Origin of the sequence: Meiothermus sp. CFH 77666, from assembly GCF_017497985.1 — a bacterium.
In the GTDB taxonomy this organism is placed as follows: domain Bacteria; phylum Deinococcota; class Deinococci; order Deinococcales; family Thermaceae; genus Meiothermus.
Map to the genome: position 1 here is coordinate 58,324 of NZ_JAGDFV010000008.1, position 17,859 is coordinate 76,182.

Annotated in this window: 13 protein-coding genes; 11 read left to right on the plus strand and 2 right to left on the minus strand. The window is 62.4% G+C overall.

Annotated features, from left to right (window positions below):
* Window positions 1-57 precede the first annotated feature (57 nt).
* The 9 genes from J3L12_RS06110 (at window position 58) to J3L12_RS06150 (ending at window position 10,503) form a co-directional block, all read left to right on the plus strand.
* A complete protein-coding gene (locus J3L12_RS06110) occupies window positions 58-1,251 on the plus strand; it encodes a M20 family metallopeptidase (RefSeq protein WP_208014159.1) in 1,194 nt (397 codons plus the stop codon).
* A 202-nt stretch (window positions 1,252-1,453) separates the two neighbouring features.
* Window positions 1,454-2,950 (plus strand): ABC transporter substrate-binding protein, encoded by a 1,497-nt coding sequence (locus tag J3L12_RS06115; RefSeq protein ID WP_208014160.1) that lies wholly within the window; start codon window positions 1,454-1,456, stop codon window positions 2,948-2,950.
* A gap of 80 nt (window positions 2,951-3,030) precedes the next feature.
* Window positions 3,031-3,978, plus strand: a complete 948-nt coding sequence (locus J3L12_RS06120; RefSeq protein ID WP_208014161.1) for an ABC transporter permease — start codon at window positions 3,031-3,033, stop codon at window positions 3,976-3,978.
* A 92-nt stretch (window positions 3,979-4,070) separates the two neighbouring features.
* The gene (locus J3L12_RS06125; RefSeq protein ID WP_208014162.1) at window positions 4,071-4,913 is read left to right on the plus strand and encodes an ABC transporter permease; all 843 of its coding nucleotides are present in this window, start codon (window positions 4,071-4,073) and stop codon (window positions 4,911-4,913) included.
* Between the two features lie 55 nt (window positions 4,914-4,968).
* A complete protein-coding gene (locus J3L12_RS06130) occupies window positions 4,969-5,760 on the plus strand; it encodes an SDR family NAD(P)-dependent oxidoreductase (protein ID WP_208014163.1) in 792 nt (263 codons plus the stop codon).
* Window positions 5,761-5,843: 83 nt separating this feature from the next.
* Entirely contained in the window at window positions 5,844-6,677 is an 834-nt protein-coding gene (locus J3L12_RS06135) for a sugar ABC transporter permease (RefSeq protein ID WP_208014164.1), read from the plus strand.
* A gap of 70 nt (window positions 6,678-6,747) precedes the next feature.
* Window positions 6,748-7,542 (plus strand): carbohydrate ABC transporter permease, encoded by a 795-nt coding sequence (locus tag J3L12_RS06140; protein WP_208014165.1) that lies wholly within the window; start codon window positions 6,748-6,750, stop codon window positions 7,540-7,542.
* Between the two features lie 420 nt (window positions 7,543-7,962).
* Entirely contained in the window at window positions 7,963-9,162 is a 1,200-nt protein-coding gene (locus tag J3L12_RS06145; RefSeq protein ID WP_208014166.1) for an ABC transporter substrate-binding protein, read from the plus strand.
* A gap of 141 nt (window positions 9,163-9,303) precedes the next feature.
* Window positions 9,304-10,503 carry an ABC transporter substrate-binding protein gene (locus tag J3L12_RS06150; RefSeq protein ID WP_208014167.1) on the plus strand — a complete coding sequence of 400 codons (1,200 nt, stop codon included), beginning with the start codon at window positions 9,304-9,306 and terminating at the stop codon, window positions 10,501-10,503.
* Window positions 10,504-10,690: 187 nt separating this feature from the next.
* Here the strand turns inward: J3L12_RS06150 and lysA are convergent, their stop codons facing one another.
* Entirely contained in the window at window positions 10,691-11,872 is a 1,182-nt protein-coding gene (gene lysA, locus J3L12_RS06155) for a diaminopimelate decarboxylase (protein WP_208014168.1), read from the minus strand.
* Here lysA and J3L12_RS06160 point away from each other — a divergent pair.
* Both J3L12_RS06160 and J3L12_RS06165 read left to right on the plus strand, forming a co-directional pair.
* The gene (locus tag J3L12_RS06160; protein WP_208014169.1) at window positions 11,865-12,572 is read left to right on the plus strand and encodes a gamma-glutamyl-gamma-aminobutyrate hydrolase family protein; all 708 of its coding nucleotides are present in this window, start codon (window positions 11,865-11,867) and stop codon (window positions 12,570-12,572) included. The genes lysA and J3L12_RS06160 overlap by 8 nt on opposite strands.
* Before the next feature lie 366 nt (window positions 12,573-12,938).
* On the plus strand, window positions 12,939-15,677 hold the full coding sequence (locus J3L12_RS06165) for a hypothetical protein (RefSeq protein ID WP_208014170.1): 2,739 nt from the start codon (window positions 12,939-12,941) through the stop codon (window positions 15,675-15,677).
* Window positions 15,678-15,933: 256 nt separating this feature from the next.
* Here J3L12_RS06165 and J3L12_RS06170 read toward each other — a convergent pair whose 3' ends face one another.
* Window positions 15,934-17,835 carry an ABC transporter ATP-binding protein gene (locus tag J3L12_RS06170; protein WP_208014171.1) on the minus strand — a complete coding sequence of 634 codons (1,902 nt, stop codon included), beginning with the start codon at window positions 17,833-17,835 and terminating at the stop codon, window positions 15,934-15,936.
* Window positions 17,836-17,859 lie beyond the last annotated feature (24 nt).

The following is a 17,859-nucleotide window of genomic DNA, read 5'->3' on the forward strand; positions in this document are numbered from 1 at the left end:
TGATAACCCTGTTGCGCCTTGAACCGCTGCCAACCCGAATCGAAAGGATCTGTTGCCATGGACAAAGATCAACTGGCCCAGAGAGCGGCCCAGGAAGTGGACGCGGACGAAGTGGTGCGCCTGACTCAGGCGCTGGTTCGGATCGAGAGCTACTACCCAGGGCCGGGTGAGCAGCCGGTGGTGGATTTTCTGGAGCCCTACCTGCGCGAACGCGGCTTCAAGACCACCGTGCAGGAGGTGGCGCCGGGCCGCCCCAACCTGATTGCCGACCTGGGGGAAGGCCCTGGGGGGCTGATTCTGGAAGGCCATACTGATGTGGTCACGCATGGCAACCTCGAGCGCTGGACGGTTCCCCCCTACGAGGCCCGCATTGTGGAGGGCCGCCTCTACGGGCGGGGGGCCTGCGATATGAAAGGGGGGCTGGCGGCGGCCATCTGTGCGGCGGTGGCGGTGCAGAAGGTGCTGGGAACGCCCCCAAAAACCCTCCGCCTGTGCATCCCCTGCGACGAAGAGGGCCTGATGATGGGCATCAAGGCGTTTATCCAGGCAGGCTATGCCGAAGGCTTTGCGGGGGCCCTTATCTGTGAGCCGGAGGAAAACCAGGTGTGCTTATGGCAGAAGGGGGCCATGCGGGTCTGGGTGCGCTTTCGGGGCAGGATGTCCCACGGGGCCATGCCCTATGCTGGGGCCAACCCCATTCCCTCGGCTTCCCGGTTCGTGGTTGAACTCGGCAAGCTGCAGGCGGTGTTGCAGGCCGAAAGCCAGCACCCATACCTGGGCCTGCCCTGGCTCACCCCCACCGTTTTCCAGGCGGGGGCCGGGGAGGGCCAGTTCAACGTGATGCCCGACCAGGTGCGCCTAGGCCTCGACATTCGCACCAACCCCGGCCAGGATCACCGGGCCCTCGAGGCCCGGCTTCAGCAAGCCCTGGAAGGGAGCCTCGAGGCCGGTATCAGCGCCACCCTGGAAGTCTTCGAAGACCGGCCCGCCACCGAAACCTCGCCCGACACGGCGCTGGTGCAGGCGGTGGAGCAGGGCCTGCGGCTATTGCAGATGCCCCTCCAGTACGGAGGTGTGCCGGGGGCCACCGACGGTACTTTTTTGTGGGCCTGGGCGGGGCTACCCATCGTGACCATCGGGCCTGGGGGCAGAACCATCCCGCATCAGGCCGATGAATATATCGAGATTGCCGAGCTGGTAGCAGCGGCCCGGCTCTATGCGGCGGTGAGCGTGCAGATGTTGTTGGGCTAAGCCCACCCCTTTTCCAGCCTTGCGCTTTCATGTTATCGTGCAGGTACGGGCGAGTCCGAAAAAAGCGTATCGGTAGAGCTTTTTTCGGGTGGGAAGGGTGGAGAAAACCCGACCCAACTCCTTCGGTGGAGCCCTGCGATACCTGGGCCCACCCGCGCGGCGCGACCATAAATCGTGTTTTTCCACAAAAGGAGGAAACGTGATGAAACGCTGGTTGCTTGTTGGTTTACTGGCTCTATGCGGCTTGGGCCTGGCCCAGCAGCGGGGAGGTGCGATTACCATCGCCATCCAGACCGAACCGGCAGCCTGGGATCCTACCCAGGTGGCGGGCGCGGATATCTCTCGAGTGGTCTACGACAACGTGCTGCAAGGGCTTGTGAAGCGCAACCCCAAGGGCGAGATTGTGCCCTCGTTGGCCTCGCGCTGGACGGTCTCGAATTCCGGCCTGACCTACACCTTCACTCTGCGCCAGGGCGTGAAGTTCCACGACGGCTCTGACTTCACCGCCCAGGACGTGCTGGCCAAGTTCAACCGGGCCAGGAACCCCGATACCCGTGCTTCGGGCCACCTGCGCCCTGACCTCTACCGCGACATCGCCAACATCACCAGCCCCAACCCCAACACGGTGGTGTTCAGCCTGCGCCAGCCCAACAACGACTTCCTGTTTATCCTCTCGCGCCCCGAGTCGCTGATTGGCCCGCGCCAGCGCCCACTGGCTGAGCAGCGCGTGCAGCCCATCGGTACAGGCCCCTTCCGCTTTGCCGGCTGGGAGCGGGGGGTGGCAGTGCGCCTCGAGCGCAATCCCAACTACTACGTGCAGGGCCTGCCCTATCTGGATCGGGTCAACTTCCGCTTCCTGGGCGACGGCGATGCTCAACTGGCCGGTCTGCGGGCTGGCGACCTGGACGTGATTGCCTACAGCCTGTTGCCCGAGAATGCGGTGGTGCTCTCGCGCGACTCCAACTTCAAGGTGTTCTCTGGTTCTGCCACGGCTGAGGCGGTAGCTGGCTTCAATAACAGCCGCCCCCCCTTCAACGACGTGCGCGTGCGCCGGGCTATTACCCTGGCCACCAACAAGGACGAACTCATTCAGGGCGCCATGCTGGGCTATGGCACCAAGATCGGCTCCATGCGTTCGCCGGGCGAAGCTTGCTACGTTGACCTGAGCAACTTCAATGCCTACAACCCCGACGAGGCCCGCCGCCTGCTGGCCGAGGCCGGCTTCACCAACCAGAACCCCCTGCGCTTTACCTTTAACCTGGCCGCCGAGTTCCCCTACGAGCGGCGCATCGGCGAGGCCATGGTGGCCCAGCTCAACAAACTGGGGCCGCTGCAGGTGACCATCCAGGTGACCGACTTCAACACCTGGATTCAACGGGTTTTCAGCCAGGCCGACTACGCCATGACCATTATCGGGCACGTGGAGGCCAACGACATCGGCAACTACGCCAACCCCCGCTACTACTGGCGCTACAACAGCCCCCGCTTCCAGCAGCTCTTCACCCAGTACCTGCGGGCCCCCAACCAGACCAAGGCCTGCGAGGCCCTGGCCGCGGCCCAGCGCCTGCTGGCCGAGGATGCCGCCGGGGTCTGGACAATGACTTTACCCGCGCTGGGCGCCTACCGTGCTCGCATTCAGAACTGGCCGGACGGCTTCCTGACCCCCGCCATCAGCGTGGCGGAGGTGTGGGTGCGATAAGCGCCGATAGCCGATGGCAAATAGCCGGTAGCCTGTTCCGCCATGGGCGGCTATCGGCTATAGACTATTGACCATTCGCTATGTTTGCCTACACCGTTCGTCGCCTTGGCTTTGCCCTCGTCACCCTGTGGCTGGCGACCCTGCTGGTGTTTGGCGCGCTGCTGCTGATTCCGGGCAACCCGGCCCAGGCCATTCTGGGCATTGAGGCCACCCCGGCCGACCTCGAGGCCCTCGAGGCCCGCTTAGGCCTGGACAAGCCCCCAGCCGAGCGCTACCTGAACTGGCTGGGCGGTGTGCTGCGGGGCGACCTGGGCCAGTCCATCCGCTACGAGCGGCCCATCTCGGAGCTGATTGTGACCCGGCTGGGCATCACCCTGCCCATTGTGGTGGCTTCGCTGCTGCTGGCCACTTTGCTGGCCGTGCCACTGGGTATTCTGGCCGCCCGCAGGGCGGGAACCTGGGTGGACGTAGCGGTTTCGACGGGCTCGCTCCTGGGCATTGTGCTGCCCTCCTTCTGGGTGGGGCTGATGTTTATTTACATCTTCATCGTCTGGCTGAAGCTGCCTCTACCCACCAGCTTTCCCATTGGCGGCTGGGAAAACCCCGAGCGGGCCCTGGCCGCCCTGGTGCTGCCGGTGCTCACGGTGGGGCTGGCCAGCGCTTCGTTTCTGGTGCGGCTGGTGCGGGGGAGCGTGCTCGAGGTCTTGCACCAGGACTACATCCGCACCGCCCGCGCCAAGGGGCTCTCCGAACGGGTGGTGCTCTACAAGCACGCCCTGCGCAACGCCGCGCTGCCGGTCGTGACGGTGCTGGGGCTCGAGTTTGCCAGCCTGCTTATAGCTACTGTGGTGGTGGAGACCGTCTTTGGTATCCCCGGCCTGGGTTCGCTCTCCCTCACCGCCATCAGCGCCCGCGACTACCCCCTGGTGCAGGGGGTGGTTTTGGTGATCGCAGCCTTTATCGTGCTGATGAACCTGCTGGTGGACTTGCTCTATGCCCTGCTGGATCCAAGGGTGAGCTATGGATAAAGAGAGGTCGCAAGACGCAGGTCGAAGGTCACACGTCTTTGGGCGGTATTGGTGTTCGACTCCGCCCTCTCTCATACTCCAGGGGGTGCGCGATGGCTAGTCAAGTCGGTCAGCGGCTTGCCGGGTGGAATGGGCTGCCCATCTCGCTCAAAGTGGGGGCTTTCCTGATCCTGTTGATTCTTCTGATGGTACTCCTCAGCGCCCTCAACCCCACCAACCCCAACGCCACCACCCCCAACCGGCTGGCCCCCATCTTTTCCGAGGGGCACCCGCTCGGCACCGACATCCTGGGGCGCGATACCCTGGCGCGGGTGCTGGCCGGGGCCCAGAACGCCCTCTACGTGGGGCTGATTGCGGTGGGCATCGGGCTTTCGGTGGGGATGGTGCTGGGGGTACTGGCAGGGTATTTTGGCGGCTGGCTTGATCAGATTTTGTCGGTGCTCCTGGAAACCCTTTACGCCCTGCCGGCCCTGCTCATCGCGCTGTTGTTTGCGGCCATCTTCAACCCTGGCGTGACCACCTCCATGGTAGCGATTGGCCTGGCGGCGGTGCCGGCCTTTGCGCGGGTGGCCCGTGCCAGTGTGCTTTCGGTCAAGGCCCTGCCCTACATCGAGGCGGCCAGAGCTTTGGGGATGAGCAACGGGCGAATTATGCTACGTCACGTCCTCCCCAACATCATCGGGCCGCTAGTAGTGCAGGCCAGCCTGGCCTTTGCGGTAGCGATTCTGGCTGAGGCTGCGCTCTCGTACCTGGGTCTGGGTACCCAGCCCCCCAACCCCAGTTGGGGCCGGATGCTGCGCGAGGCCCAGAGTTACCAGGAGCTCACCCCCTATCCGGTTATTTTTCCCGGTCTGGCCATCGGCCTGGCGGTGCTGGGCTTCAACTTGCTGGGCGATGGATTGCGGGATTACCTTGACCCCAGGAAGAGAAGCTAATAGCCGATAGCTGTTGGCTATGGGCTATCCGCTATAGGCTATGAGCGAGGTATCCATGAACTACGCAGATATGTTTCGACTGGACGGCAAAGTGGCGCTGGTGGTGGGTGGGGGTTCGGGGATTGGACAGGCCTCCTGCGAAGCCCTGGCGGCCCAGGGGGCTACCGTGGCAGTAGCCGACATGAAAGCCGAACTTGCCGCTGAGACAGCAGGAAAAATTGAAGCCAACGGCGGACAAGCCGAGGCCCATGAGGTCAACATCACTGACCTCGAGGGGGTCAAGGGGCTTATCAAGGGCATTCTGGAGCGCCATGGGCGGCTGGATGTGGCAGTCACCACCCCCAGCATCAATGTCCGAAAGCCCATTCTTAACTACACCGGCGAGGAGTTCGACCGGGTGGTGAACGTCAACCTCAAGGGCACCTTTAACGTGCTCACCGAGGCGGGTCGGGTGATGGCGGAAAGGGGCTCGGGCTCGCTGATTGCTTTTTCTTCTATCCGTTCGCTGGTGGTGGAGCCGGGACAGTCGGTCTATGCCATGACCAAGGCCGGAACCGTGCAGCTCATACGCGGGCTGGCGGTGGAATTGGGGCCTAGAGGGGTGCGGGCCAATGCCATTGGGCCTGGCGTGATTGACACCCCCCTCACCGCGCCCATCAAGAGCAAGCCCGACTGGTACAACGCCTATTCCGAGCGAAACATTTTGCGGCGCTGGGGCCGTCCCGAGGAAGTGGCCGCAGCGGTGGCGTTCCTGGCCTCGCCGGCAGCCTCTTACATCACCGGCACCATTTTGTTTGTGGATGGCGGTTGGACGGCTATTGATGGGCGGTTTACCCCACCACTCTGAAAAACCATGCCGCAAACAAACCCTGAGGCTTTGGTATAGTACCCTGATGCTGTTTGGCCCTCGAGGGCCAGCGTGGGTGGTGCATGGGCCGCAATAACGCTCACTGGTTTGCACTTCCAGCAGTGGCGCTGCTGGGGCTGTTTTTGCTCTATCCCTTTTTAGACGTGCTGCGCTTCTCGACCTGGGACTGGTCGGGTTTGTCGGAGCCCAGGGTGATTGGCCTCGAGAACTACCGCAACATTCTGCGCGACCCCGATTTTTACAGTAGCCTGCGTATCACCCTGGTTTTTGGAGCCATGACCCTGGTTCCTTTCGTGATTCTCTCGATACTGCTGGCCCTGGCCCTGGACGGCCAGCCCTACGAACGCCCCATCAAGGCCCTGCTCTTTTTGCCGGGACTGGTCACCCTGGGCGGGGCTGCTGTGGCCTGGTATACCTTGTTTTCCCCCGAGTACGGCGCACTGGCCTCGGTACTGCCGGTGCCGCGCTGGGATCAGAGTCCCTTTTGGGCGCTGGTGTTGATTATGCTCTTCACCATCTGGCGGCACATCGGCTATGGGGTGCTGGTGGTTTCGGCCCGCCTCAAGGCCATTCCCAAAACGCTGCTCGAGGCCGCCGCCGTGGACGGGGCTACTGCTGCTCAGGCCTTCCGCTACATCACCCTGCCCCTCCTGCGCCCGGCCATCACGTTTCTGGTGGTGATCGGCACGGTACTCACCTTGCAGGGCTATACGGCGGTTTTCCTGCTGACCCGTGGAGGCCCTTTTGGCGGCACCGAGGTACTGGGGTACTACCTCTACAAAACCGGCTTCGAGGTGGGCCGCCTGGGCTACGCTGCCGCCCTCACGGTCATTATCTTGCTGCTCACGCTGGCCTTTGCTCTGGCGCAGGCCCGGCTCTTGCGGGAGGAGAAATGAGCCATCTAAGGGGCAAATTTTCCTTCCCAAGCACTTTCCTGGGCTGCCGTACCCATCTGGAGGTTCGCTCATGCGCTGGTTAGGGCATCTGCTGGTATTTTCGGTGGCCCTGCTGGTGGCCCTGCCCTTCATCTGGATGGCTTATGCGGCCTTTATCCCACCCGAAGCGGTGTTCAGCGGCGATATTTTCGGGCAGTTGGGCTTAAGCCTGGCCAACTTCGAGGTGCTGGGCCGGGGCGGTTTCTGGGAGGGCTTCTGGGGGCGCTTGTTGTTTTCGGTGCTCCTGACCGGCGGTGTGACCCTGCTCCAGCTCACCACCGGCTTTCTGGCTGCCTACGCCATCAAGGAAGGTTTCAAAATTCTGCCCTTCTTCCTGGTATTGCTGGCCATTCCGGTAGAACTCCTGCTGGTGCCCCTGTACGGCCTGCTGGTGAGCCTGAAGCTGCTGGACACGCTCTGGGCCCTGGTGCTCCCCTTTGCGGCGAGTCCTTTTATTGTGTACCTGCTCTTCCAGGGGATGCGCACTGTGCCGGAAGAGCTGCTGGAAGCCGCCCGGCTGGACGGGGCAGGTCACCGAGTGTTGCTCACGCGCATTCTGTTGCCGCTGTTGCGCCCTCAACTGATTGCAGCAGGGGTGCTGGCCTTTGCCGCCCACTGGAATTTGGTGCTCTATCCGCGCATTGTGGCCGGTAGCAAGGAACTCAAAACCGTGCAGACCTGGATTACCGATTTGCAGCGCCAGAACCCTGCCGACTGGGGGCCGCTCTCGGCAGCTGCCCTGGCTGCCACTTTGCCTTTGATCATCATCTACCTGCTCTACGAGCGGCGGATTGTGGAGACCTTCGAGGAAGGGCTCAAGGGTTGAGCAGGCTCTTACAGAGAACGGCTGCGTCTATAGCACAAGGATCATCGAATCCAACAACCAATACACCCGTCATTCCGAGGAGGCGTTAGCCGACGAGAAATCTGGCACGGCGCAAGGCTGGGAATGTTGGGGATGGTAGCGCATCGGATTCCTCACTGCGCTCGAAATAACACTTTTGACTGGGTTTTTGTGTTCGCGTCACCGTTCTGAGTATGTGAAGAGCGCTCCAAAAGCCTGAGAGCCGAGATGAGGCTTGTCGTTCCTCACTACAAGTAGTGGCAGTACCCAGCTATAGCCTTCTCCTGACCCTCAATCCCTCGGCCCTATACCCGGCTTTAGCCTCTTGAGCGCCTTTCTCATCCTCGGTATGGCAAACTGATGAGGGTTTGCAAAGGCAAACCGTGGAGGATGATTAAGTCCATGCGTCAGTTGATGTTGCTTGTGGTGGGATTGGGGCTGGCCTGGGCCCAACGCCCTGTAGAGGTTCCCTTCTGGCATACCGCAGGGCCGCCCGGCCAGGAGGTGCTGGAGGGCATGATCCGTGAGTTCAATGCCTCGCAGCGGGAGTACCGCATTGTGCCGAGCTTTGTGGGTGACTACCGCGAGGGGGGCCTAAAGTTGCTGGCGGCGCTACGTTCGGGCGGTGCACCGGCGCTGTTCCATGCCGAAATCTCCTTTTTAGGCCGGATGGTGCAGGATAACGTGGCCCTGCCCCTGGACGATTATCTGGGCAACCTGCCAGGCGATTTTTATCCGAGCTTTTTGGAGACTGGCAGGTTGCGAGGCCGTACCTACGGCCTGCCGATCGGCCTGTCCATCCCGGTGTTTTTCTATAACGCCGACCAGTTTGCCGCCCGTGGCCTGGGGGCCCCGCGCACCTGGGACGATGTAGCCACGGCAGCCCAGCGCCTCACCACCCGTGCCGCCAAGGGGTACACGGTCTCGAGTGACATTTACAGTTTCAACGTGCTGGTAATGAGCCGGGGGGGTTCCATTGTAAACGGACAGGGCCGCCCCGACTTCACCAACGCCAAGGCGGTGGAGAGCCTTCAGTATCTGCAAGACCTGGTGAAGCGCAACATCGCCCAGAGCCGCAACATCGCCGAAGCGCAGTTCTCGGTAGCGGACTTCTTGCGTACCAAAACCTTCATGGGCATTGCGCCCATTACCATGTGGCCTCTTATTGAAAACCGGGCGCCCATCCCCTTCAAGCTGGGCGTGGCAGCCGTGCCGCGCTCGGAAGGCGGCAAAGTGCCGCTGGCTGGGGGTACGCTGGTGGTGCTGCGGGGGGCCAGTGAGCAGCAGGCGCGGGGTGCGGTGGCGTTCTGGCGTTACCTGATGGAGCCAGCCAACATCGCCAGGTGGGTTCGGGCTACCTACTACATGCCCATGCGCCGGGCCGCTCAGCCGTTGCTGGAAGACTTCTACCGCGAAGACCCCCGCCGCCGGGTGGCCTTTAGCCAGGTGGAACACGCGGAGGTGTGGCTGCAAGACCCCGAGTTTACGGTCTGGTACAGCTTTTTGGAGGATGCCCTCGAGCGGGCCCTCAAAGGCAACGCCGACCCCCGGCAGGTGCTGGAAGAGGCCCAGCGAAGGGCCAACGCCGTGGAGCGGCGCTAGCCAAGCAACCCCGGTGAGAGCCGGGGTTTTCGCTTCCAGGTGGAGAAACACCGGTGTCCCCATGTCTGCCCCTGACCCCCTGCTGATGGCTGGATGGTTTTCTATTTGTGCGTAGAATAGAGCTACTCACAGGAGGAACGTGTGAAGCGTCTGCTAGCTTCGTTGGTGTTGCTAACCGGATTGGCCTCGGCTCAGACCGAAATTTCGTTCTGGCATAGCATGGATGGGCCTGCCGAGCGAGTGATCGCGCAGTTTGCGAGCGCCTTTAATGCCTCGCAACGTAACTACCGGGTGACGCCGCGCCTGATCGGCGACTACCGCGAGGGCGAGACCCGGCTCCTGGCGGCCCTGCGGGCCGGTGGCGCCCCGGTCATGTTCCAGGCTGAGATTCTGCTGTTCCCCCGCCTGGTGGCCGAGGGGGTGGTGCTGCCGCTGGATGAACTGGCGAATGCTCTGCCCAAAGCCTTCACCGACGACTTGTTCGAGGCTGCCTGGGATTATGGCCTGATTAATAGCCGTCGCTATGGGCTGCCCTTCAACACCTCGACCCCGGTGCTCTTCTTCAACGAGAACCAACTGCGGGCCAGGGGGCTCAAAGTGCCCAGCAACTGGCGGGAGTTCGAGCAGGCGGCCAAGGGGCTCACGAGTCGTACTTCCAAGGGCTTTATTGCCCTGTCGGAGTCGTGGACGTTTGAGGCCCAGGTGACCAGCCGGGGGGGCAACCTGGTTACGGCGGACGGACGGCCCAACTTTACCTCCAAAGAAGTGGTGGAGGCCCTCGAGTTCCTGCAGCGCCTGGGACGCGAAGGCAGTACCAGTGTGCGCAACCTCTCCGAGAGCTTCTTTGCCCAGACCGATTTCATCCGCACCAAGGGCATGATGGTGATGGCCTCGATTGCCAACTGGCCGGCTGCCGAAAATGCTTCCTTCGTTTTCAAGCTGGGTGTGGCTCCCATCCCCCGTGAACCGGGCGGCAAGGTGCCCCTGGGCGGGGCGCAACTGGTGGTGCTGCGTGGGGCCAGCCCGGAGCAGCAACGCGGGGCCTTCGAGTTCTGGCGATTCCTGATGGAACCCCAGAACATCAAGACCTGGGTGGAGGCCAGCTACTACGTGCCCTTGCGCAAGTCGGCGACGCCCTTGCTGGAAGCCTTCTACCGCGAGAACCCCTACCGCAAGGTGGCCTTCGAGCAGGTGGCGGTGGCCCAGCCTCGCCCCCGGGTGCCGCAGTTTGCAGTTTGGCGGAACTTCCTGGAAGAAGCCCTAGAAAAAGCCCTCAAGGGCAACGTGCCCGCCCGTCAGGCCCTGGAAGAAGCCCAGCGCAAGGCGGAAGCTGCACGCTGATGGCGATTCTGGGTGGTCATACCGAATGCACAGAGTTAGAGCGCTCTTCACAAAAATCGAGCCAACCAGGACTCAGAATTCTGTGTCCAGGAGAGAACAGTGGCTGCCTGAGTGCGCAACCTGCGTATGGGTCTAGACGTATTTTCATTTTCGTGGACGGTCACTCCTGTGAAGTTTGGTATAGGACTTACAGCTCATCTTCCAGCAGCGCCTCCCAGGTCTGCTGCCGCCGGATCACTTCCCAGCCTTGGCCGATCCAGAGCAACTCGGCAGGGCGCGGGGTGTCGAGGTAGTTGCTGCTCATGCTGCTGGCGTAGGCCCCGCCTAGCAGGATGGCCAGCAGATCGCCCTCCCTGGGCTCGGGCAGGGTAACATCCCGCGCCAGCACATCCCCCGACTCGCAGGCCGGGCCCGCCAGGTCGTAGGTTGCTTTGACGGGGTTTTTGTAGAGCGGCTCCACGGGGTGAATGGCGCCATAGAGCATGGGCCGGATCAGCTGGCTCATGCCCGCGTCAATGAGCAGGTAGTTGCGCCGGGTGCGCTTGACACCCCAGCAGCGCGTGAGCAGCACCCCGGCTTCCGAGACCAGATAGCGGCCTGGCTCCAGCCATAGCTCGGCGCTATGTTTGCGGGCCAGCGCGGCAGCCTGTGCTCCTAACGCCCCCAGGTCGAGGCCCAGCCCAAAACCACCCCCCAGGTTCATCACCTGAAAGGGACCGTGGGTGCGGTAGAGCGCGTCCATTACCGCGTAGCCCGCCCGGTAGTCCTCGGGGTGCTCGAGGGCCGACCCCAGGTGAATGTGCAGGCCCAGCACTTCCAGGCGGCTGCGGCGGGCTAGCTCGAGGGCGGCCCCCACCTCTTCGGGCAAAATGCCGAACTTGCTCTCGCCGCGCCCAGTGGCCAGATGGTCGTGGGTGGCGATGGGCAGATCGGGGTTGACCCTTAAAAGAACCCGGGCCTTGGGCAGCATCTTGATGGCCCGCCTCAGGTCGGCCAGGGAGTCGAGGCCCAGAATCGGGATGCCAATCCGGTTGAGCTCCAGGAGCATGGCCGGGGTCTTCACGGGCCCATTCAGCAACACCTCGTTGCGCTGGAAACCAGCCTTGTAGGCCCGGTAGACCTCGCCCAGGCTTACGGCCTCCACAAAAACCCCCTGCTCGAGCAGCCGCCGCAGCAGGCCCAGGCGGGGGTTGGCCTTCATGGCATAGAAAATTTCGGCGCCCGGAAAGGCTTTTTGCAGACGCTCCAGCCGATCCAGAATGACTTGCAGGTCGTAGGCATAAAACGGGGTGGGGAAGAGGCGGGCCGCTTCCTTGAGGGCTTCTCTAAACTCAGGTCGCAGGGCGGTGTAGGATTGGGACATGCTCATCGGTGTGACCCCTCAGTCGCGCAGCACAGAAGGTCTTTTTCGTACCAAAATCTGGGGCTTGCTCGAGCCCTACATACGGGCGCTGGAAAGCCAGGGTGCGAGCATTGTAATCCTTCCCCCTCAGGCTAGCGATAGACTGCCTGCCCTGCTGCACAAACTCGATGGGGTCTTGCTGCCGGGGGGCGTGGATGTAGACCCGGCTCACTTTGGCGAGGAGCCCATTCCGGAGATGGGCGAGGTGAGCTTAGAGCGCGATGCCCTAGAGCTGTTTGTGGCTCGCTACACCGCCCAGCACGGCATCCCCACCCTGGGGGTTTGCCGGGGGGTACAGGTGATGAACGTGGCCCTGGGGGGTAGCCTCTACCAGGATCTGCCCGCCCAGGGCTTCCGTACCGTGCAGCACTACCAGAAAGCCGAGCCGCCGGTGCTGGGCCACAGCGTCGAACAGACCGGCCAGAGCCCCCTGAACAAGCTCTTTGCGCCTCGTTTTCGGGTGAACTCCTACCACCACCAGGCCCTCAAAGACCTGGCTCCAGGGCTCTGCCCAGTCGCCACCGCGCCCGACGGCATCGTAGAGGCGGTGGTGCTGGAGGGCCACCCCTTCTACCTGGGGGTACAGTGGCACCCTGAGCTGCTGCCGGAGCAGTGGGGAATTTTCCGCGCACTGGTGGAGGCTGCCGCCAAACAACCGGTCGGCTAAACGGCACTACAAGAATGCAGGTGAGGTCTCCCGTACCAACTTTCAGCGAACCCATAAGGTGGGGGTGGGAAGTGGGTGGTGGGCTTCTGACGTCTACCTCCTACAGGATGCAGAGTGTTTTAGGTGCTCGACTGAACAGAGCAGTGGCCGCGCTATCTGTGAAGGGCGCTATACAACCTTGGTTTTCGCAGGGTTATTCCTGGCGTTTTTGCCCCATGAGAACTACCCTCAGGATTGCTTGTGTCCAGGATGAGGTAAACCATGAAAATTGAAGGAACCTTAACCCGGCTGTGAGGGTTTCTTAATGTCGTTTTGAACCACCCTACTTTTTTGTGCGCTATACACTGGGTTTAGTGCGGGTATCCTATGGTTTTATCTGGAGGTCAGGGCTTGTCGCTGTATCAGACTCTTAGTAGATCCCTCGAGCCCATGCTGGGCGAGCGCACCCGGATGGTGCTGGAAGAAGGGGTGCGTCGGCTGGGCATCAGCCCGGACAAGCTCGATGCATCCCAGGCCGAGGTGATTCTCAAACGCCTGGTTTACCGCGAGCTTCAGACCAAAATGAGCCCCAATGCGGCCCGCAGTCGCATTGAAGAGATGCTTAAGGAACTGGGCATCGGCGGGGGGAACGGTACTAAAGCCAGTGCAGACAAGCTTTCGGCCCATGCCAAAGGCGTACTGGCCGACCTCGAGGCCGGCCTCAAGCGCTTTAGCCTGTATCTGGACTGGCCCGAGGTAGGGCGTTTGCGTGGCCTGATCAATGTGATCAAAAAAGACCCCGAGGCCTCGGCGGTGCGGGCTTTGCTGCGCGAAGGGCAGGAAGTACTGGCAGCGCTCGAGGAAAGGCTCCAGTCGGCCCTGCTGCGCCAGACCCGCGACATTGCCGATCTCGAGGTCTCCCTGCAACGAGTGCAGAGCGTGGGCGGCCCCAAAGTAAAGCGTCTGGAAGGTCTGATTCGCCAGATTCAGGAGGCGCACGCCCAGGAAACCCTGGCTTCGGCGGAAGTGGAAAGGGCCCGGGCCCTGGCTGCCGAGATGCGCAAGCTGGTCGAGTCGTCGGTGGTGCAAAACCCGCCCAGCGAGGCGGTCATCACGCTGGACACCATTGAAGACCTTCCGGCAGCGGATCGCCCCACCGAGCCCCAGGTGGTGATCAAAGACCCCACCATCGAAGCGCCTCCAATGGCCAAAGAGGCAGCCGACGACTTCAATGACGAAGCCCTGGTGCTCGAGCTCGACTTCGACGCCCTGACCGCCGAGCAGCAGTCGCGCATCCGCGAGATTGACCTGGCCGAGGATACCCGGCACCTCGAGGCCCTCAAAGAACGCTATGCGGCGGTACTGGGCTTTCCAAAAATTGCCAGCGAACTGGCTACCCTGCAGGCTGAACTGGGGGCCGGGAACCCCCTGGGTGAGCGCTTGAAAGCCTTTGAAGAATTACTAAAGGCCACCCATACCGAAGCCCTGGCCGAAGCGCGGGTACGCTACGAGTGGCTGGCTGACCGGCTGGGGCGCCTCGATCTGGCCCCTGATAAGGCCGCCCCGGTTCAGGCCCGACTGGCGGTGGTGCTGGAAACGTTGCATGCCGGGGGGCTGCCACAGGAGCTCTCGGAGCTGGAGCGGGCGGTGGAAAGCCTCGAGGCCGAAGCGAAAGCCAACCGTGAGATTCGCGAGCGCCAGGCCCGCCTTGAACACGCCCTGGCCACCCTGCGCACCGAAGCTGAACATGCCCTCTCGCCCTTCCGGGGGCACCCGCGGGTGGAGTCTTTCATGATGGCTCTGGCGGGCGTGGACATTTCCGAGTCTGCACTCCAGACCCTGCGCCAGGAACTCTCCGAGCTGCTGTCCCACCTGGCGCGTGAGCGCGAAGAAGAAAGCCTCAAGCGGATGGGTTTGCGAGCGACGGTGCAGGCCCTGCCCACCCTCGAGGTTCTTGATCTGGACAAAAAGAACCTCATTCAGCAGATTGAACAGGGGACGGGTAGCCTGGCCGAACTCGAGCGGGCCGTGGGGCAGTTGGTGGACAAGGCCAAGGGGCTGGTAGCAAGCAAGCTGGATGCCCTCGAGGCGCGCATTCGCACCCTCGAGCAGACCCTCAAGGAGTCCCTGATCGAACTCAAGCAGCCCTTGCAGGCTACCCGCGAAGCGCTGGCCCAGGGCCGCATCGCCGACCCCACCCCCCTGGAGCGGGCGCTGGGCGAGCTGATTGCCGCCCGCCGGGCCGCTATAGCCGAGGAGCTCTCGCGATACGAGATGGCAGCCCGCAGCATGAAGGGCCTGGGGGGCGAAGAACTCGAGGACAAGGTAGCCCAGGCCCGGGCCTACCTCCAGACTGGCGAGCTGCCCGACCTGACCGAAATTCACACTTTGCTGGGCCGCCTGCGCCGGGCCCAGGAAACCCTGCGGGCCGAGCTGGGTGGGCGCATCGGTGCGCTCCTGGAGGCCTACAACACCCACAAAAGCGTCGGCGGCGAAACAGTTCTGCGCCTGAAGCCCCTTTGCGATTTTCTGCTCTCGGCCTCTGACCGGCTGCCCCGCCTGGGGGTGAGCGGCCTGCTCGAGGTGCGCCGGGCCCTGGAAGAGGCCGAACGGTTGGAAGCTCAGCTAGCCCAGGAACATGCGGCAGCCCAGAGCCTGCTGCAAGAGCTCAAGGGGGCCGACCTCGAGTCCTTGCTGGATGTCTTCGAGTCCCCCACCCAACTCAGCACCCCTTCCCGGCCCGAACCCGCCAAACCCGCTCCCGAAGCCACCCCAGCGCCACAGCCCCCGGCCTTGACCCCTGTCTCATCGGTTCAGGCTGAAGTGCTGGCCCAGTTTCAGATACGTGGGGTGGAGGCGGTTGCCCTCATCGAGGCGGGCCAGGTGGTGGCCGGAAGCCTGCCTTTTGCCTCTGGCAGTGCCCAGATGGTCTTCGACGATCTTTCGAATCTGGCCAACGAACTCACCGGGCAGTCGGCCCAGCTCTCGGTTATTTCGCTGCCCCAGTGGGTACTGGTGCTGGTACCCCTGAGGCAAAAAGGGCTGGTGATTCTGGCCGAAAAAGCCCTGCTCTCCCGCCTGTTAGCCCTCATTGAGCGTCAGCGTGAGGCGCTGGAAGCACTCTGATACCAGATCTACCTGAATCCTTTTCCTACTCCCCTTGCGGGAGAAGGTGGCAATACCAGCAATTCAGGATAATAGTGCCGTTATTACCGCGCTCTTCGCAGGCGTGGCCGCTGGGATGGGCGGCCACTGTTCTGTCCAGGACGTAGAATTCTGAGTCCTGATTGGCTCGAGATTTGTGAAGAGCGCTCTAGCCATCGACAAATTTGATACTTTGATATGAGGAGGTGTGCGTATTGGTCGGAAGTGGGAAATACCGTCAGTCGCCGCTTCCGTGCACGTACTGAAGTTCGTACAGCTTGGCGTAGTAGCCGCCCTTTTGCAAAAGCTCGTCGTGGCTGCCCTCCTCGAGCAGCTTGCCCTTGCGGAAGACCAGAATCCGGTCTACATGGCGGATGGTCGAGAGGCGATGGGCAATCACAATGGAGGTGCGCCCCTCCATCACCCGGTAGAGCGCGGCCTGAATCTTTTGTTCGGTCTCGGAGTCTACGTTGGCGGTGGCCTCGTCCAGAATCAGCAGGATGTCGGGGTTGTGCAGGATGGCTCGAGCCAGCGCCAGCAGTTGCTTTTGTCCGGTGGAAAGGCCGCCCCCCCGCTCATGCAGCACGGTCTGGTAGCCCTGGGGCAGTCGCTCGATGAACTCATCGGCGCCCACAAAAGCACAGACCTCGCGGATGCGCTCTGCGGTGATGCCATCGTCCCCTAGCCGCAGGTTCGACTCAATGCTGCCGCTAAACAAGAAAGGGTCTTGCAGCACGATGCCGATGGCCCGGCGCAGGTCGCGCTGGGCATAGTCGCGCACATCCACCCCGTCAATCCGAACAGCCCCTTGCTGCACGTCGTAGAAGCGGGCAATCAGGCTAATCACGCTGGTCTTGCCCGCGCCGGTAGCGCCTACCAGGGCAATCTTCTCGCCGGGCCGCACCCGGAAGCTCACCCCCCGCAGCACCCAGTCCCAGTCGTCTTTGGGCTCAGGGCTCAGGGCTGAGGGCCCCAGCCTGCTATCCCCTGCACCCTCTGCTTTTATTGGGCTGCTCATGGCTCCATCGGGTTTAGCCTCCCCGCGCTTGCCGTAGGCAAACCATACGTTCTCGAATTCAATCTGACCCCGGAAACGTTCAACTCGCCTAGCGTCGGGCTTGTCGTCTACTTCTTCCTCGGTATCCAGGAGTCCAAAAATACGCTCTGCCGAGGCCATGGCTGCTTGGAAGATGTTGAACTTGTCGGAGAGGTCTTGCAGGGGCTGAAAGAGCTGGCGCACGTAATCGGTAAATGCTACCAACAAGCCAAGGGTAATGGCCTGTTGCACCACCTGGCCGCCCCCGTACCACAGCACCAGGGCCACGGTGATTTCCCCCATAAAGCCCACCAGCGGAAAAAACAGGGCAAACCACTTGATGATATCCACCCAGGCCCTGCGGAGGTCGCTCGAGAGCAGGTTAAACTGGGCCTGGTTTTGGGGTTCCCGCACAAAAAGCTGGGTGGTCTGTACCCCGGCCAGGTTTTCCTGGAGCGAAGCATTGACCCTGGCCAGCCGCAGCCGCATGGCTCGGTATGCATCGCGCATGCCGTTGCGAATCCAGGTGGTCACAGCCAGGAATATGGGCATGATGGCAAAAGCCACCAGCGCCAGCCGCCAGTCCAGCACCAGCATGAAGGTCATCAGGCCCATAATCAGGGCGAAGTCGGCAATAAGCCCCACCAACCCGCCGGTGATGAACTGGTTGATGGCGTCCACATCGGAGGTGATGCGGGTCATCAGGCGGCCCACCGGGTTACGGTCGTAGTAGCCGAGGTGCAGGCGCTGGAGCTTGGCGAAGATTTCCGAGCGCAGGTCGTAGAGGATGTGCTGCCCCACCCAGCTTATCAGGTAGGTCTGGGCGTAGTTGGCAATGAAGTCCACCACCCGCACCGCCAGAAACAGCGAGCAGATGAGGAGCAAGGTTTCGTAGCGCTGGGCCAGGGGTAGCACCTCGCGCGGCACGATAGCGTGGTCAATGGCGTACTTAAGGAAAAGCGGGGTCGAGGCCGCCGTGAGGGTACCCACCACCAGGGCCAGCAAGGCCAGCCCCACTTGTTTCCAGTAGGGCCGCACATACACCAAAATGCGCCGGGCCAGTTTGGCGTCAAAACTCTTCTTAAAGGCTTCTTCTTCGTGCATAAGGCTCCGCTGCTGATAGCTAGT

What these genes read in the sequence shown, in the direction of transcription:
- J3L12_RS06110 (WP_208014159.1), top strand. Translation starts at nt 58, where the DNA reads ATGGACAAAGATCAACTGGCCCAGAGAGCGGCCCAGGAAGTGGACGCG.
- J3L12_RS06170 (WP_208014171.1), bottom strand. Translation starts at nt 17,835, where the DNA reads ATGCACGAAGAAGAAGCCTTTAAGAAGAGTTTTGACGCCAAACTGGCC.
- lysA (WP_208014168.1), bottom strand. Translation starts at nt 11,872, where the DNA reads ATGAGCATGTCCCAATCCTACACCGCCCTGCGACCTGAGTTTAGAGAA.
- J3L12_RS06145 (WP_208014166.1), top strand. Translation starts at nt 7,963, where the DNA reads ATGCGTCAGTTGATGTTGCTTGTGGTGGGATTGGGGCTGGCCTGGGCC.
- J3L12_RS06135 (WP_208014164.1), top strand. Translation starts at nt 5,844, where the DNA reads ATGGGCCGCAATAACGCTCACTGGTTTGCACTTCCAGCAGTGGCGCTG.
- J3L12_RS06125 (WP_208014162.1), top strand. Translation starts at nt 4,071, where the DNA reads ATGGCTAGTCAAGTCGGTCAGCGGCTTGCCGGGTGGAATGGGCTGCCC.
- J3L12_RS06130 (WP_208014163.1), top strand. Translation starts at nt 4,969, where the DNA reads ATGAACTACGCAGATATGTTTCGACTGGACGGCAAAGTGGCGCTGGTG.
- J3L12_RS06140 (WP_208014165.1), top strand. Translation starts at nt 6,748, where the DNA reads ATGCGCTGGTTAGGGCATCTGCTGGTATTTTCGGTGGCCCTGCTGGTG.
- J3L12_RS06120 (WP_208014161.1), top strand. Translation starts at nt 3,031, where the DNA reads ATGTTTGCCTACACCGTTCGTCGCCTTGGCTTTGCCCTCGTCACCCTG.
- J3L12_RS06165 (WP_208014170.1), top strand. Translation starts at nt 12,939, where the DNA reads ATGGTTTTATCTGGAGGTCAGGGCTTGTCGCTGTATCAGACTCTTAGT.
- J3L12_RS06115 (WP_208014160.1), top strand. Translation starts at nt 1,454, where the DNA reads ATGAAACGCTGGTTGCTTGTTGGTTTACTGGCTCTATGCGGCTTGGGC.
- J3L12_RS06160 (WP_208014169.1), top strand. Translation starts at nt 11,865, where the DNA reads ATGCTCATCGGTGTGACCCCTCAGTCGCGCAGCACAGAAGGTCTTTTT.